This window comes from Sphingomonas panaciterrae (assembly GCF_036890205.1).
Lineage (GTDB): Bacteria > Pseudomonadota > Alphaproteobacteria > Sphingomonadales > Sphingomonadaceae > Sphingomonas > Sphingomonas panaciterrae.
Genome location: NZ_JAKNQR010000002.1, coordinates 272759 through 286686, shown reverse-complemented (window position 1 = coordinate 286686; position 13928 = coordinate 272759). Strand labels below are relative to the sequence as shown.

General features: G+C 67.1%; 18 protein-coding genes. 7 read left to right on the top strand and 11 right to left on the bottom strand.

Annotation, left to right across the window (positions count from 1 at the left end):
- Positions 1-3: 3 nt before the first annotated feature.
- From hisA to hisB, 3 genes are read right to left on the bottom strand one after another with little or no spacing between them, the layout of a single operon-like run.
- The gene (gene hisA / locus L8F96_RS08310; RefSeq protein WP_334655759.1) at positions 4-738 is read right to left on the bottom strand and encodes a 1-(5-phosphoribosyl)-5-[(5-phosphoribosylamino)methylideneamino]imidazole-4-carboxamide isomerase; all 735 of its coding nucleotides are present in this window, start codon (positions 736-738) and stop codon (positions 4-6) included.
- Positions 735-1340 carry an imidazole glycerol phosphate synthase subunit HisH gene (gene hisH / locus L8F96_RS08305; RefSeq protein WP_046410838.1) on the bottom strand — a complete coding sequence of 202 codons (606 nt, stop codon included), beginning with the start codon at positions 1338-1340 and terminating at the stop codon, positions 735-737. The genes hisA and hisH overlap by 4 nt, the downstream gene beginning before the upstream one ends.
- Positions 1337-1924, bottom strand: a complete 588-nt coding sequence (gene hisB / locus L8F96_RS08300; protein WP_046410836.1) for an imidazoleglycerol-phosphate dehydratase HisB — start codon at positions 1922-1924, stop codon at positions 1337-1339. Before hisB ends, hisH begins: the two co-directional genes overlap by 4 nt.
- 73 nt (positions 1925-1997) lie before the next feature.
- Between hisB and L8F96_RS08295 the strand changes: the two genes are divergently transcribed.
- The 4 genes from L8F96_RS08295 (at position 1998) to gmk (ending at position 5084) form a co-directional block, all read left to right on the top strand.
- On the top strand, positions 1998-2483 hold the full coding sequence (locus tag L8F96_RS08295; RefSeq protein ID WP_046411795.1) for an SspB family protein: 486 nt from the start codon (positions 1998-2000) through the stop codon (positions 2481-2483).
- Positions 2484-2616: 133 nt separating this feature from the next.
- Positions 2617-4008: a class II fumarate hydratase gene (gene fumC, locus L8F96_RS08290; protein ID WP_334655758.1), complete on the top strand. Its 1392-nt coding sequence runs from the start codon at positions 2617-2619 to the stop codon at positions 4006-4008.
- Between the two features lie 45 nt (positions 4009-4053).
- The gene (locus L8F96_RS08285; protein WP_125945065.1) at positions 4054-4269 is read left to right on the top strand and encodes a hypothetical protein; all 216 of its coding nucleotides are present in this window, start codon (positions 4054-4056) and stop codon (positions 4267-4269) included.
- A gap of 146 nt (positions 4270-4415) precedes the next feature.
- Positions 4416-5084, top strand: coding sequence for a guanylate kinase (gmk, locus tag L8F96_RS08280; RefSeq protein ID WP_046410833.1), 669 nt, complete (start codon positions 4416-4418; stop codon positions 5082-5084).
- Here gmk and L8F96_RS08275 read toward each other — a convergent pair.
- A complete protein-coding gene (locus tag L8F96_RS08275) occupies positions 5073-5756 on the bottom strand; it encodes an ATP12 family chaperone protein (protein ID WP_334655757.1) in 684 nt (227 codons plus the stop codon). The two genes, gmk and L8F96_RS08275, sit on opposite strands and share 12 nt — an antisense overlap.
- The gene (locus tag L8F96_RS08270; RefSeq protein WP_125945063.1) at positions 5753-5965 is read right to left on the bottom strand and encodes a hypothetical protein; all 213 of its coding nucleotides are present in this window, start codon (positions 5963-5965) and stop codon (positions 5753-5755) included. Before L8F96_RS08270 ends, L8F96_RS08275 begins: the two co-directional genes overlap by 4 nt.
- 181 nt (positions 5966-6146) lie before the next feature.
- Here L8F96_RS08270 and L8F96_RS08265 point away from each other — a divergent pair, with 181 nt between their 5' ends.
- Complete coding sequence (locus tag L8F96_RS08265; protein ID WP_046410830.1) at positions 6147-6359, top strand: hypothetical protein; 213 nt, start codon at positions 6147-6149, stop codon at positions 6357-6359.
- Positions 6360-6392: 33 nt separating this feature from the next.
- Here the strand turns inward: L8F96_RS08265 and L8F96_RS08260 are convergent, their stop codons facing one another.
- The 3 genes from L8F96_RS08260 to L8F96_RS08250 form a co-directional block, all read right to left on the bottom strand.
- Positions 6393-7484, bottom strand: a complete 1092-nt coding sequence (locus L8F96_RS08260) for an RluA family pseudouridine synthase (RefSeq protein WP_046410829.1) — start codon at positions 7482-7484, stop codon at positions 6393-6395.
- The gene (gene crcB, locus L8F96_RS08255) at positions 7481-7858 is read right to left on the bottom strand and encodes a fluoride efflux transporter CrcB (RefSeq protein ID WP_136451563.1); all 378 of its coding nucleotides are present in this window, start codon (positions 7856-7858) and stop codon (positions 7481-7483) included. Before crcB ends, L8F96_RS08260 begins: the two co-directional genes overlap by 4 nt.
- Before the next feature lie 73 nt (positions 7859-7931).
- Positions 7932-8588 (bottom strand): hypothetical protein, encoded by a 657-nt coding sequence (locus L8F96_RS08250; protein WP_334655756.1) that lies wholly within the window; start codon positions 8586-8588, stop codon positions 7932-7934.
- A 193-nt stretch (positions 8589-8781) separates the two neighbouring features.
- On the opposite strand from L8F96_RS08250, the gene L8F96_RS08245 reads away from it, so the two are divergent.
- On the top strand, positions 8782-9003 hold the full coding sequence (locus tag L8F96_RS08245; protein ID WP_125945060.1) for a hypothetical protein: 222 nt from the start codon (positions 8782-8784) through the stop codon (positions 9001-9003).
- A 21-nt stretch (positions 9004-9024) separates the two neighbouring features.
- Here the strand turns inward: L8F96_RS08245 and L8F96_RS08240 are convergent, their stop codons facing one another.
- Positions 9025-10014: an SPOR domain-containing protein gene (locus L8F96_RS08240; protein ID WP_334655755.1), complete on the bottom strand. Its 990-nt coding sequence runs from the start codon at positions 10012-10014 to the stop codon at positions 9025-9027.
- Positions 10015-10331: 317 nt separating this feature from the next.
- Between L8F96_RS08240 and L8F96_RS08235 the strand changes: the two genes are divergently transcribed.
- Positions 10332-11639 (top strand): tetratricopeptide repeat protein, encoded by a 1308-nt coding sequence (locus tag L8F96_RS08235; protein WP_334655754.1) that lies wholly within the window; start codon positions 10332-10334, stop codon positions 11637-11639.
- 37 nt (positions 11640-11676) lie between these two features.
- Here L8F96_RS08235 and L8F96_RS08230 read toward each other — a convergent pair whose 3' ends face one another.
- Both L8F96_RS08230 and L8F96_RS08225 read right to left on the bottom strand, forming a co-directional pair.
- Positions 11677-12897, bottom strand: a complete 1221-nt coding sequence (locus tag L8F96_RS08230; RefSeq protein ID WP_334655753.1) for a dihydroorotase — start codon at positions 12895-12897, stop codon at positions 11677-11679.
- A complete protein-coding gene (locus L8F96_RS08225; protein ID WP_046410821.1) occupies positions 12894-13883 on the bottom strand; it encodes an aspartate carbamoyltransferase catalytic subunit in 990 nt (329 codons plus the stop codon). The genes L8F96_RS08230 and L8F96_RS08225 overlap by 4 nt, the downstream gene beginning before the upstream one ends.
- Positions 13884-13928: the final 45 nt, after the last annotated feature.

Genomic DNA, 13928 nt, shown 5'->3' with positions numbered 1-13928 from the left:
CGTTCAGGCCGCCGCAGCAACGGTAAGCGCGGCGGCAAGATCAAGCCTGCCGTCGTACAGGGCGCGCCCGGTAATGACGCCTACGACCCCGTCGCGGGCGTGAAGCGCCAGCACGTGAATGTCCGAGATGCCGGCAACGCCGCCGCTGGCGATCACCGGGATCGACACGGCCCGCGCCAGATCGACCGTCGCCTCGACATTGCAGCCCTTCAACAGGCCATCGCGGCCGACGTCGGTGAACAGGAGCGCCGCAACGCCGGCATCCTCGAATTGGCGCGCGAGGTCGGTGGCGGTGGTGGTGGATACGTCGGCCCAACCCTTGGTCGCGACCATGCCGTCGCGCGCGTCGACCGCGACGACGATGCCGCCGGGGAAGGCGGCGGCCATGTCACGAACGAACTGCGGATTTTCGAGCGCGGCGGTACCGATCACGACGCGGGCGACGCCGGCGTCGAACCAGGCCTCCACGCTCTCCGGCGTGCGAATGCCGCCGCCGAGCTGCACATGGCCGGGAAAGCGGCTGACGATCGCGCGCACGGCCTCCCCGTTGCGGCTTTCACCGGCAAAGGCCCCGTCGAGATCGACGACATGGAGGTGGCCTGCGCCCGCATCGGCGAACAACATCGCCTGGGCTGCGGGATCATCACCATAAACGGTCGCACGATCCATATCGCCCTCGGCGAGGCGAACGACCTGGCCCGCCTTTAGATCGATGGCGGGAAACACGATGAGGCTCAAGGACGCCACTCCAGAAAGCGAGCAAGAAGATCGAGGCCGTAGCGCTGGCTCTTCTCCGGGTGAAATTGAACGCCGACGATCGTGTCGCGGCCGATCGCGGCAGTGACGGGGCCAGCATGGTCGGTCTGTGCGAGCACGCCGTCGCCATCATAAGCGAAGCTGTGCAGGAAATAGGCTTCGCCCGGCCGCAGGAGCGGGTGATCGCCGGTGGGCACCACATCGTTCCAGCCCATGTGCGGCACCTTTGCATCGGTACCGGCGGGATCGAGTCGCCGGACATTGCCGGGCAGCCAGCCGAGCCCGCGATGCTGGCCGAGTTCCTCGCCCTGTTCTGCGAGCAGCTGCATGCCGACGCAAATGCCAAGGAACGGCGCGCCCTGGTCGAGAACGCGGGAGCGCAGCGCCGCCTCAAGCCCGTCGACCGCACGCAGGTTTGCCGCGCAGGCCCCGAAGGCGCCGACGCCGGGAAGGACGATGCGATCGGCGCGGGCAATCGCGTCCGGATCGGCGGTGACGATCACGTCTGATGCGCCGGCGGCGCGCAGGGCGTTTTCGACCGACAGCAGGTTCCCCGACTGTATGTCGACCAATGCGAGCGTCACAGAACGCCCTTGGTCGACGGGATCGAATCGGCCTTGCGCGGATCGATCTCAATCGCCTGACGCAGCGCCCGGGCGAGGCCCTTGAACGCGCTTTCGGCGATGTGGTGGTTGTTCTCGCCGTGCAGCGTCTCGACGTGCAGCGTTATGCCCGCGGCCTGCGCGAAGCTGTGGAACCAGTGTTTGAACATCTCGGTGTCCATTTCGCCAAGCCGCTTCTGGCTGAACTCGGTCTTCCACACGAGCCAGGGGCGCCCGGAAATGTCGAGCGCGACGCGGGTCAGCGTCTCGTCCATCGGGGACAGCGCATCGCCATAGCGACGAATGCCGCGCTTATCGCCGAGCGCCTTGGCCAGCGCCTCGCCGATGGCGATCCCGGTATCCTCGACGGTGTGGTGCTGGTCGATATGCAGATCGCCCTTCGTCTCGACATCCAGGTCGATCAGCGAGTGGCGGGAGAGCTGCTCCAGCATATGGTCGAAGAAGCCAACTCCGGTCGACACACGGTACGCGCCCGTGCCATCAAGGTTAACGGTCACCGCGATCTTGGTTTCGCTGGTGTCACGGCGGATCGTCGCGCTGCGCATGAGCGCGCACATAGCGGAGCCGACGCGCCATGCAATCTTGACCGAACGGTTCGTGCCGTTACCGATGATGCAAATGGACGACCAAGCACCTGACAGCCTGATTCCCTACGACGAGATCGTGCAGGAGGCCCTGCGCGCCGTCGTCGGTCGCGTGCTGGGCTCGGTCGCGACCGGCGGGGGGCTGCCGGGCGACCATCATTTCTACATCACCTTCAAGACGCAGGCGGCGGGGGTCGATATCCCGCAGCGGCTGATCGAGCGTTTCCCCGATGAAATGACGATCGTGCTGCAGAACCGCTTCTGGGACCTGACCGTCGACGCGGAGCGCTTCTCTGTCGGCCTGAGTTTCAACCAGGTGCCCTCGAAGCTGATGATTCCCTATTCGGCGATCACCGGGTTCCACGATCCGGCGGTCAATTTCGAGCTGCGCTTCCAGGCGCAGGAAGGGCCCGGTGACGGTCCCGAGCCGCACGATCCGGCGGAAAACGATGGCCCGCCACCCACGTCGAGCGAGGACGGGTCGAACGTCGTCTCCGTGGACTTCAAGCGCAAGAAATAGCCTCGCTTCGGGCCGGTAGCGTGCCGGCACCATGAACATGGGCGCAAGGGGACACGGCGGCCGACCGCCGTGTCCCCTTGCGCCTTACTGCTTCGCCTCCAAATACCGCCTGTCACGACAGATAGGCTGAGGCATGAACGACACGCGCACCGAGACCGACTCGATTGGCAGCATCGAGGTGCCAACGGACGCTTACTGGGGCGCGCAGACGCAGCGCTCGATCGAGAACTTCCCCTTTGGGGCGATGGAGCGGATGCCAATCGGCATCGTCCGCGCGCAGGCGATCGTCAAACAAGCCGCCGCTCGGGTGAACGCCCGCCATGGGCTGGACGGAGCGGTCGTCAAGGCGATCGAGGATGCCGCGCAGGAGATCGTGTCAGGCAACCTGGATGAGCAATTCCCGCTGGTCATCTGGCAGACCGGCTCCGGTACGCAGACCAACATGAACGTGAACGAGGTGATCGCCGGACGCGCGAACGAGGTGCTGACCGGCAAGCGCGGCGGCAAGGCGCCGGTGCACCCCAACGATCACGTCAACATGAGCCAATCTTCCAACGACAGCTTTCCCACGGCGCTGCACGTCGCGACGGCGCTCGCGACGCGTGATGCGCTGCTCCCGGCGCTGGACAGGCTTCACGCTGCCCTGGATGCCAAGGCGAAACAATGGCGCGACATCGTCAAGATCGGGCGGACGCATACGCAGGACGCGACGCCGCTGACACTGGGGCAGGAATTTTCCGGCTATGCCGCGCAGCTCGCAAGTTGCCGCGGGCGGATCGAGGAGGCGCTGCACCGCGATATTCGCAAGCTCGCGATCGGCGGTACCGCGGTTGGCACGGGATTGAACGCGCCCGAGGGCTGGGCATCCGACATGACCGCGGCGATCAGCGACATCACGGGCCTTCCGTTCGAACCGGCGCCGAACAAGTTCGAGCAGCTGGCCGCCAAGGATGGCCTGGTCTTCTTTTCCGGCGCGCTCAACACGCTGGCGGTGGCGCTCAACAAGATCGCCAATGACATCCGGCTGCTGGGTTCCGGTCCGCGCTCCGGCCTGGGCGAGCTTTCGCTGCCGGCGAACGAGCCGGGTAGTTCGATCATGCCGGGCAAGGTCAATCCCACGCAGTGCGAATCGCTGACCATGGTTGCAGCGCAGGTGATCGGTAATCATCAGGCGGTGACCGTCGGGGGCATGCAGGGGCATTTCGAGCTCAACGTGTTCATGCCCCTGATCGGGGCCAACGTGCTCCGATCGATCCACCTGCTTGCAGTGGGGATGACCAGCTTTGCCGAGCGCTGTGTCGATGGGATGGTCGCCAATGAGCGGCAGATTGCTGATCTGGTCGGCCGATCGCTGATGCTGGTCACCGCGCTCGCTCCCGAGATCGGCTATGACAATGCGGCGAAGATCGCCAAACATGCCCATGCCGAAGGGCTGACGCTGCGTGAGGCAGGTCTGGCGCTTGGGCTGGTTGATGGTGAAACGTTCGACCGCGTGGTTCGCCCCGAGGGGATGCTGGGAACCTGAACCGCGCCGAAGCGCTTAGCGAGCCAAGTAGAGAAAGGAACATCCATGCTTCGCACCATCGTTGGCGCACTCGTCGGCAAGGAAATCGATCGTCGGGATGGGCGCGGTGGATTGAAGGGCGCGGCCGTGGGCGCCCTGGCGGCACGCATGGCGACCCGAACGGGCCCGCTTGGGCTGCTGCTCGGTGGCGGCTACGTAGCGAAGAAGATGTACGACCGGCGCAAGGCGGGCAAAGGCATGTCCGGGCGCCCCGTGCGTTGATCCTGCCAGGCAGATGCCCATGATGGGATCTGCCGGCACAGTGACGAGCGGCTGAGCACCGGCCGAGCTGCTCAGCCGCGCGGCTTTTGCGGGAATGACGCGGACGGAACCTTGACGCTCATGTCCTCCGCGCGGCAGGAGCGCGCATGGCCGCATCTTCCCCGACCGATCCGCATGGCTTTCGCCGTCGCGGCGTCCTGTTCGTCCTGTCATCACCCTCGGGCGCAGGAAAGTCGACGATAGCCAAGAAGCTCCTGGCGGCTGAGCCGGAGCTGTCGATGTCCGTATCCTATACGACGCGTGCGCCGCGCCCCGGCGAGATCGACGGCAAGGATTATCACTTCGTCACGCTGGATCGCTTTCGCGAGATGGCGAACAACCATGAATTCCTCGAGTGGGCGCATGTCTTCGACAATCGCTACGGCACGCCCAAGGCCGACGTGTTTCACACGTTGAGCGAGGGCAAGGACATATTGTTCGACATCGACTGGCAGGGCGCCCAGCAGCTGCACCAGCTGGCCGGCGGCGACGTAGTCCGTGTGTTCATCCTGCCCCCGTCGATGGCTATCCTTCAGGATCGGCTACAGAAGCGCGCGACCGACAGCCAGGAGGTGATCGACGCGCGCATGTCGCGTGCCGCGAACGAGGTGAGCCACTGGGACGGTTATGACTACGTCCTGGTCAACGATGACCTCGAACATTGCTTCGAATGTGTCCGGATGATCCTGGCGGCCGAGCGGCTGAAGCGATCACGCCAGACCGGCATCATCGGCTTCATCCGCAGTCTGCTCAAGAAAAGCGGTTCACTCGAGTAGCGCGAGAAAGCGTACAGCCGCGTCGAGATCGCGGCGGCGCGCGGCATTGGTTTCGGCCGCCTGCTCATCCACGCCCCATTGTTCGGCCTGCCACGTTTCATCGACCGTGGCGGCGGCCCACAGGGTGTCGGCGTCGATCTGCCCCTCGGCCAGCGCAAGAGCACCGACGAGTGTGCCCGTGATCGTGACGATCGGCTGAAGCGCGACGAGGGAGAAAGGGTCGCGACTCGCGACAGCCTCTGCCAGCCGGGTCACAGTCGCTGGTGGCTGTGGCTGGTGCATGAGGCCACTGACGATCTCGAAATGCGCGTCGTAGCGGCCGCGCGCCCATTCCAGCAGCGGATCCCATGCTCCGGCCTCACGCTGCACCAGTTCGACCGGCGATTCGGCGCGATAGCAGAGCAGATCGGTCTCGGCATAAGCCGCCAGGCCTGCGGCGAAGGCGCGGGGGGAGGGGGCGACACGGTCGATCGCAGCGTTGGTGAGCCCGGTGAGCGGCATTGACCGTGGATCGAGCGTCTCGCCGATCGCGCGCCATTCGTCCGCGACTGCCTCTGCAAGGGCGGTGCTTGGCAATGCGAGCGGTGCTCGACCCGGCGTGCGAACAGGGCGGCCGTCCAGCCGCACCACCCGCTCCTCGTCAATCGTGACGTCAGTCCAGAAACGCTTCATTCACTCGGGCTCCGCCATTGCCGCGCCAGCGCGCGCGGTACGACCGCCATGGCCCACAATGCGGCAAGCACAATCGCGCCGCCCAGTATCTTGCTGCCAGTGTCCGGCCCCTCTGCGAGCAGGATGACGCCGAGCACCGCAGCCATCGCCGTGACGATGCGGGTCAGCGAAATAATCAGCCAGCGTGTTCGGGCGGGGTCGCGTGCCATGTCGCCGCTATGGCCTATGCTTCGTGGAGGCGCCAGTCGCGACCAGTTGGTTCCGCAACGGGATCAACTGGCAGTCAACCTCTTGGTTACGCATCAGCTTTATGGTCTATGGAAGCAATAGCGAGAGCGGGCCCGGGGGGGCAGGCCTCACATTTTCTGAGCCTATGGAAACGGAACGACGATGGTCGGCGCGGCAGTCTTTATCTACGGTTTGTTGGTCAGCTTCATTTTTTCGGGCGCATCGCGCAACGCCAAGCTGCGCCGCCCCAATCCGCCGGTCCTCACCTATGTCGGCTATGTCATGTGCGGCATCACCGCAGGCGCATCGCTGATCCTGTCAGCGCATGTGGTTAGCCTGTCGCTGGGCGCGCCGCTGCTCAACCTCACCATCTGAGCGCCGCCGGGAGCCAGGCTCCCGGCGTGCCATTCACTCGCCCCGCGCGCCGCGACCGCGGCGTTCGCCCCGGCGCGCCTTGCGGACCTGCTTGGCATGCGCGCGTGCCTTCGCCTTGCGGTCCTCGCGGGTCACCGGCGGCCGCGTATCGGCCGGAAGCGCGTCACCAGCGGCCTCGTCAAAGCCAAGGCCGGCCAGACTTTCCGCAAAATGCGTGGGCAGTTCGGCGGTGACGTCGATCGCCCCGCCATCGGGATGATCCACCCGGATGCGGCGCGCGTGCAGATGCATCTTGCGGCTGATGCCCCCGGTCAGGAACGCGGCCGGGCCACCGTATTTGCCGTCCCCGACAATCGGATGACCAATCGCCGCCATGTGGACGCGCAGCTGATGCGTGCGCCCGGTGAACGGCTGTAGCTCGACCCAGCAGGCGCGGTTGCCGGCGCGTTCGATGACGCGATAGCGGCTGCGCGCGGGCTGGCCGTTCTCCTCGTCGACGTGCATCTTCTCACCGCCGGTGCCGGGCTGCTTGGCGATTGGCAGGTCGATCGTGCCGTCGTCAATCGAGGGCACGCCGACGACGAGCGCCCAATAAACCTTCTTCGCCGACCGCCCGGAGAACGCCTTGGAGAAGAAAGCGGCAGCGCGGGAGGTGCGGGCGACGAGCAGCGCGCCCGACGTATCCTTGTCGAGGCGATGGACCAGTTTCGGCCGACCCTCGGCATCGAACTGAAGCGCGTCGAGCAGGCCATCGACATGGGCGGTCGTCTTCGTTCCGCCCTGCGTGGCGAGGCCCGGCGGCTTGTTCAGGACGAATGCGGCGGGATCCTGGTGGATCACCATTTCGCGCGCGAAGGCGACCTCATCCTCGCTGAGTGGCGGACGCTCGCGCTTTGGCTTGGCATCGGTGCGCACCGGTTCCGCCGGCGGGAGGCGGAGGACCTGGCCGGCCGTCACGCGGTCGCCCGGGCCGACGCGCGCGCCATCAAGGCGTAACTGGCCGGTCCGCGCCCATTTTGCGACAGTGGTGAAGCTGGTGTCGGGCAAATGCCGCTTGCACCAGCGATCCACGCGGATGCCGTCGTCATCGGCGGCGACGGTGAACTGGCGGACGCTGTCGTTCATGCTGCCACCCGGGTGAAGGCGAGTCCGGCCGCCAGCGCCGCGATCGAACCGATCGTCGATAGGAGAATATAGCCAAACGCCTGAAGCCAGGCGCCGCGTTCGATCATCAGCAATGTTTCGAGTGAAAAGGCGGAGAAGGTAGTGAACCCGCCGAGTACGCCCACCCCGATCAGCAGGCGCCAAGCCTCGCCGCCGCTGCTGAGCCGCGCCAGCGTTCCCGCCAGCATCCCCATGGCGCAGCCGCCCGCGATGTTGACGATCAATGTGCCCCAGGGCCAGCCTGTGCCAAGGGTGGTCAGGGCGGCGCGCCCGACGAGGTGGCGCAGGCCCGCCCCGGCGGCCCCACCGGCCATCACCAGAAGTAATCCGTTCATTACCGCGCCCCTAGAGCCAAAACGCCCAAAGGGGAACGCCGAACGCGTGCCCTGTGCCGTTCGGTCGGCTTGCTCAGCCGCCGCCGTCGGCCATCAGGTCAACCTGCGATCCCCCATTCTGGCGCGGCTTGACGATCAGGAAGAAGGCGGCGTTCTTCTTCGTGCCTGCCAGGATATGCTCCCCGCTGTCGGCCTGATGCTCGGATCGGAAACCGGCCTCTGAGGTGCGGGTGTAATACCAGTCGAGCAGGCGCTGGACGGGCGCTGCGCTGATGAAGCTGACGACTCGCAGCGCGCAGCCGTCGCGATCGGCGCCGGCCGCCTCGCTGATCTGGGCGTCGGGATAAAGCGGCACGCCTTGCGGAAGGCGGTTGGCCCAATCCGCGGAATAGGCGACGTTGTTCACGCATTGCGCCGAGGCGCCCTGGCTCTGCGCCAAGGCCCCAAGCGTCAGCGCGCGCCGGGCGGCGGCACATTGCGTGCAGGTTCCGGTCGGTGCGGGCGCGGCGCGGAGCGCGCCGGCTACCTGAGCGTCAGCGCGTTGGCCAATGCCTTCCGGCGGTAGCGCGCCGGAACCTGGCTGAAGCGGCGGTCGCACCGTATTGGCGTTCGCCTGTTGCACCAGCTTCGGATCGACCATGATCGGATCGCGAAGCGCACCTTGCAGCGCCGGGTCATTTGCGCTTGCCGCGTCGTTCATCGTCGCGAGGCTGTTGTCGAGATCAGCCACCGCGGCTTGATCCGCGGGCGGAGATCCGCAGGAGGCGAGTGCGAGCAACGCTGTTGCCACCCCAAGCATGACGTTGGTTTTCATCATCGCTCCCTCGAAAACGGCCTCATGATTATCGCCGCATCCTTAAGGAAGGATGCCCATGATGTGTCCCATGCTTGCAACACACCCCGTCTGGCACCATGTCTTGCGGATGCTGAATATTGCTTCGATTCTGATCGGCCTCGTCACCCTCTTGCTGGGAATCGTGGCGTTCATGCCGCTGCTCGGCTGGTTGAACTGGTTCGTGATCCCGATCGGGATCGTGGGCATCGCGGTGGGCGCTTTGTCGTCCACCAATGGCGGGCGCAACCTGAACATCGTGCTGGTCGTGATCTTCGCGCTGCGCCTGATGCTGGGCGGCGGGATCATCTGAACCCCGCCGCGTCAGCGATCATCAGGGAGCGACCACGACGCAGCTGACGCGGGCCTTGGCGCACGCCGCCTGCGCCGCGCTGCGTGAGGCAAATCCCGTCGCCTGCAAGCGCGTGACGGCGCCTGCCTTCACGTAGCTGGGGCTGCCGCCGGTGCGGCTGCCGACCTGTGCCCAGAGGTTGCGCGCGTTGGACTCGTCGCGGAACGCGCCGAGCTGGATACGCCAATTCCCGCCGCTCGCGGCTGGAGCGGGTGCGGGCGCGGGTGTAGGCCGGGGCGCGGCGACGGCCGGCGCCGGGCGCGGCGTCGCGGCGGGGCTAGCCGCGGATGGAGGCGTGCTTCCGGACGTCGTCAGCGGCGCGCGCGTCGCCACTGCCGGGGCGGGCGATGGGCCGGTTGGCGTCGCGGCGCGCGGCGGCGCGGAATTGACCGTCGCGCCGGGGGCACGCGGTGCCGGGAGGGATGCAGCGAGCGCCCGCGCGTCAGCCTCATATTTACGGGCGAGGGTGAGCCCCTGCTGCCGCTGCACCTCCGGGATATATCGATCCATCTGCGCGAGCGTCTGCGACGCCTGTGGCAGGCCTTGCTGCGAGGAGCGGGTGACGAGTGCATAGGCGCGGGTCCAGTCGCGGGCGACTCCGTCCGCGTTGAACAACATGGTGCCAAGGACGAGCTGGGTGCGCCGCTCGCCCCGCGCCACGGATTTCTCCAGCCAGGGCAATGCCTCGGCCTTCTTGCCTTCCTGGAACAGGGCGAGGCCGTAATTGTCGATCGCCTGCGCATGTCCCTGCACAGCGGCCTTGCGGAACCACTCGTTCGCGGCGGGCAGATCGGCCTGGACGCCGCGGCCCAGTTTGTAGGCCTGACCCATGTTGAACTGGGCATCGGCATTGCCGGCCACCGCAAGCGGGCGCCAGGTCTGAACCGCCGCCTTATAGTCACCCCGCGTCCACGCATCGACACCCTGCTTCACGTCGGCCGCGGCCGGCGCAGCGGCGAGAAGTGCAGCCACGGGCAGCAACAGGCAGGCATTTCGCATCTGGTCAAACCCCCATCCAGCGGCTCCGGCGACCAGCGGTGTCGCGCGGCCGGAGCAGCGATCTGATCGCATAAGATTACCGCTTCCATAACCTCTTGTCAGCGAAAGTGGGCCGCCATTTACCATTCCTTAGACCCAAAGGGGCACATCTACGCTGGCAAGGTGGCAATACCATCGAGGCACGACCGCCCTCGGGCGGCAGCATGGCGACCCGCACGTCTGTGTGTGTGGGGGGAGCGGCTGACGAGCCACGCCGGCGCCGCCAACGAAGATCGTTCGGGGACTGAGACATGAAGAAGCGCGCGATTGCTGGCCTGAGCCTATCCGCGTTGATGCTGGGCGGGACGATGGTCGGGTGTGCGCAAGGCGGCATCTCGACCGCCAGCAGCCGCAGCGACGAGAAGCTCGCCAAGCTGGCCGAGAACAAGGCGGCCAAGGCGCAGCAGGCGCTGGCGAAGGGCGATGCGATCAAGGCGATCAGCTATGCCGAGGCGGCCGTGGCGGCGATGCCGCGTGACGCAGAGCTTCGTGCGCTGCTGGGCGCGTCCTACCTGAAGGCTGGCCGCTTTACCTCAGCGCATACTGCCTATGCCGACGTGCTTCAGCTGTCGCCGACCAATGGCAAGGCCGCACTCAACCTCGCCCTGGCGATGATCGCCGAGGGGCAGTGGGATGAGGCGCGCACCCTGTTGGACGAACATGCCGCCATCGTGCCGGCCGCCGATCGCGGGCTGGCGATGGCCCTGGCCGGGGATCCGGCGACGGGCGCCGAATTGCTGATGACGGCCGCGCGCTCGCCGGATGCTACCGCGACGACGCGGCAGAATTTTGCTCTGGTGCTGGCGCTCGCGGGGCGCTGGGCCGAGGCGCGGCAGGTTGCCGGGATCGACATGGCACCGCAGGCGGCTGATGCCCGGATGCTGGAATGGACCGCGTTCGCCAAGCCGACGGGGGCGGCCGATCAGGTCTCGGCACTGCTCGGCGTCATTCCGGTGAAGGATCCCGGTCTGCCGGTTGCGCTGGCGCTGAATGCGAGCGTTCCGGTGACCCAGCTTGCGGCGGCCGCCCCGAGCCAGGTGCCTGCCGACGCAGCTTCGCCCCAGGCCGCGGCCAACGAGGCGGTTGAGGTTGCGCAGGTGGAGCCGGCCGCCACGATGACGTCGCCGTCGGGCAGCAAGATCGTGTTCGCCGAGCGGCAGGAGGTGGTGCAATCTCTCCCCCTTGGCCGTGCGCCCACTGCTCCCAAGCGCGTCGAGGCGGCGACGCGACTGGCCACTGCGACGCCGACCCCTGCCTCACGCGAGATGGCGAAGGGCAAGTGGTACGTGCAGCTCGGCGCGTTTGATTCGGCGGACGTGGCGAAGGATGCCTGGCATCGGGCGCAGCGCCGCTATCCCGTGCTGGCCGAGCAGACGCCGACCGGCATGGCGTTCAAGACGTTCTACCGCCTGTCGGTGGGCGGGTTTGGTCGCAGCGATGCCGAGACGCTGTGCCGTGGCTATCGTGCGACTGGCGGGCGTTGCTTCGTGCGGACAGGAGCCGGCGATCAGACGGCGGTGTGGGTCAAGGCCGGCAAGGTCCAACTCGCCGGCCGCTGAACCGCCTCGCCCGGATCCGGCGGTGCTGATCGGCTGATCAGCCCGTCGTTATCTCTCGGCCGCCCTTGAACAGGCGAAGCACGCGGCCCTGTACGGGCAGTCCGTCGAACGGCGTGTTGCCGGCTATACCTGGCAGCGTATCCGCATTGATCTGCCACGGCTTGTCAGGATCGACGAGCATCAGGTCAGCCTCCTGTCCCGGCGCAAGGACGCCGCTATCCAGCCCAAGCACCGACGCCGGATTGCGGGCGAGCAGCGCCGGCAGGCGATCCAGTGTGACGGTGCCGTCCAGCGCGAGGCCGAGCGCCAGCGCAAGGAGCGTCGCGGCGCCGGCGGCGCCGGGAACGGCATCAGCGAAGGGCAGACGCTTTTCCTCCGGCCCGCGCGGATCGTGGCCTGAACACAGTACGTCGATCGTGCCATCCGCCAGCGCGGCGAGCGCGGCGCGGCGATCCTCCTCCGAGCGCAGCGGGGGGGACAGGCGCGCGAAGGTGCGAAAATCGCTCATGGCGATGTCCGACAGCAGCAAGTGAGCGGGCGTGATGCCGCAGGTGACGCGCACGCCGCGACGCTTGGCCGCGCGGACGAGATCGAAGCCGGCGGCGGTCGTGACCTGGCGAATGTGGATGCGCGCGTCGGCGGCCTCCGCCAGCATCAGGTCGCGCGCGATCGCCAGCGGTTCGGCCAGCGCCGGGGCGGCGGGCAGGCCGAGGCGAGTCGCCGTCTCACCGATCGTGGCCACGGCATCGCCGACCAGCCCGCCGTCTTCGGCATGGGTGATGACGGCGAGGTCAAGGTCGCGGGCATAAGCGAGGACGCGTGCCATAACGCCCGAATCAGCGATCCAGCGCGGGCCGGTACCAACCGCGCGCGCGCCGGCAGAGGCGCAGATCGCCATCTCGGCAAGATCGGTGCCCTCAAGCCCGCGGGTGGCGGCGGCGATCGGGTGGATCCACAGGTCTGGCCGGCCGATCAACGCCGACCGCTGCACGATGCCGGGCTCGTCCAGTACGGGATTTTGATCGGGCAACAGGCCGACGCGGACGATGCCACCGGCGCGGAAGGCGGCGCGATCGATCGTCGCGACGCCCAAGTCGACGATCGCAGGCGCGAGCAGCTTGCCGGCGCAGTCAATGACGGTGGCGCCGTCGCGAGCCTCGTCGACGATGCGGCCATCGGCAACATACAGGTCGCCGCGGCGCTCGCCATCACGCGCGCACAGGATGCGGGCGTTGCGGAAATGAAGCGCGTTGCTCATGCCCAGCCCTCCACGCCGCGTGCTCGTCGGGTCAGCACGTCGAGGCAGGCCATGCGTACGGCCACGCCCATCTCGACCTGTTCGGTGATGGCGGAACGTTCGGGATGGTCGGCAACGCTGGAGTCGATCTCCACGCCGCGGTTCATCGGGCCCGGGTGCATGACCAATGCGTCGGGCTTGGCGCGCGCCAGCCGCTCCGGTGTGAGGCCATAACGCAACCGGTATTCGCGGCTGGAGGGGACGTAGCCGCCCGACATGCGCTCGGTTTGAAGCCGCAGCATCATGACCACGTCGGCACCCTCAAGCGCGACGTCGAAATCGGTGAAGGGGGTGACGCCCATGCGGTCGATCGCGGGCGGCATCAGCGTCGAAGGGGCACAAACGCGCACCTCCGCGGCGAGGGCCGTCAGGGCCAGGATGTTGGACCGGGCAACGCGGCTGTGCAGCACGTCGCCGCAGATGACGACGCGCTGATTGTGGATCGTGCCGCGGCGCCGGCGGATGGTCAGCGCGTCGAGCAGTGCCTGCGTCGGGTGTTCGTGCCGCCCGTCGCCGGCGTTTAGGACGGGGCAGTCGACCTTGTCCGCGATCAGCCGGACCGCGCCGGACGACATGTGCCGGATGACCAGCACGTCCGCCCGCATCGCGTTCAGCGTCATGGCTGTGTCGATCAGCGTCTCACCCTTTTTTACGCTGGACTGCGCGGCGTGCATGTTCACGACGTCCGCGCCGAGCCGCTTGCCCGCAATTTCGAAGCTGAGCAGCGTGCGCGTCGAGTTTTCGAAGAAGGCGTTGATCTGGGTGAGGCCCGCCAGCCTCTTGTCGGGCGCCGCGCGATCACGGTTCGCGGCGATCCAGCCTTCCGCCTCGTCGAGGAGGAAGCTGATCTCGTGTGGCTGAAGACCCTCGATCCCGGTGAGGTGACGGTGCGGAAAAACATCGCCTCCGGAAATGAGGGAAGCGGGGCGGTGGTCCGACATTGGCATCGAAGGCGCCGGATAATCATGGCGCGCAGGCAGGGCAAGCCGCTG

Coding starts and splice junctions, on each gene's coding strand:
- L8F96_RS08235 (WP_334655754.1), top strand. CDS start 10,332: ATGAAGAAGCGCGCGATTGCTGGCCTGAGCCTATCCGCGTTGATGCTG.
- L8F96_RS08230 (WP_334655753.1), bottom strand. CDS start 12,897: ATGAGCAACGCGCTTCATTTCCGCAACGCCCGCATCCTGTGCGCGCGT.
- L8F96_RS08245 (WP_125945060.1), top strand. CDS start 8,782: ATGCTGAATATTGCTTCGATTCTGATCGGCCTCGTCACCCTCTTGCTG.
- gmk (WP_046410833.1), top strand. CDS start 4,416: ATGGCCGCATCTTCCCCGACCGATCCGCATGGCTTTCGCCGTCGCGGC.
- L8F96_RS08260 (WP_046410829.1), bottom strand. CDS start 7,484: ATGAACGACAGCGTCCGCCAGTTCACCGTCGCCGCCGATGACGACGGC.
- L8F96_RS08265 (WP_046410830.1), top strand. CDS start 6,147: ATGGTCGGCGCGGCAGTCTTTATCTACGGTTTGTTGGTCAGCTTCATT.
- hisB (WP_046410836.1), bottom strand. CDS start 1,924: ATGCGCAGCGCGACGATCCGCCGTGACACCAGCGAAACCAAGATCGCG.
- fumC (WP_334655758.1), top strand. CDS start 2,617: ATGAACGACACGCGCACCGAGACCGACTCGATTGGCAGCATCGAGGTG.
- L8F96_RS08285 (WP_125945065.1), top strand. CDS start 4,054: ATGCTTCGCACCATCGTTGGCGCACTCGTCGGCAAGGAAATCGATCGT.
- L8F96_RS08270 (WP_125945063.1), bottom strand. CDS start 5,965: ATGGCACGCGACCCCGCCCGAACACGCTGGCTGATTATTTCGCTGACC.
- L8F96_RS08295 (WP_046411795.1), top strand. CDS start 1,998: ATGGACGACCAAGCACCTGACAGCCTGATTCCCTACGACGAGATCGTG.
- L8F96_RS08275 (WP_334655757.1), bottom strand. CDS start 5,756: ATGAAGCGTTTCTGGACTGACGTCACGATTGACGAGGAGCGGGTGGTG.
- crcB (WP_136451563.1), bottom strand. CDS start 7,858: ATGAACGGATTACTTCTGGTGATGGCCGGTGGGGCCGCCGGGGCGGGC.
- L8F96_RS08225 (WP_046410821.1), bottom strand. CDS start 13,883: ATGCCAATGTCGGACCACCGCCCCGCTTCCCTCATTTCCGGAGGCGAT.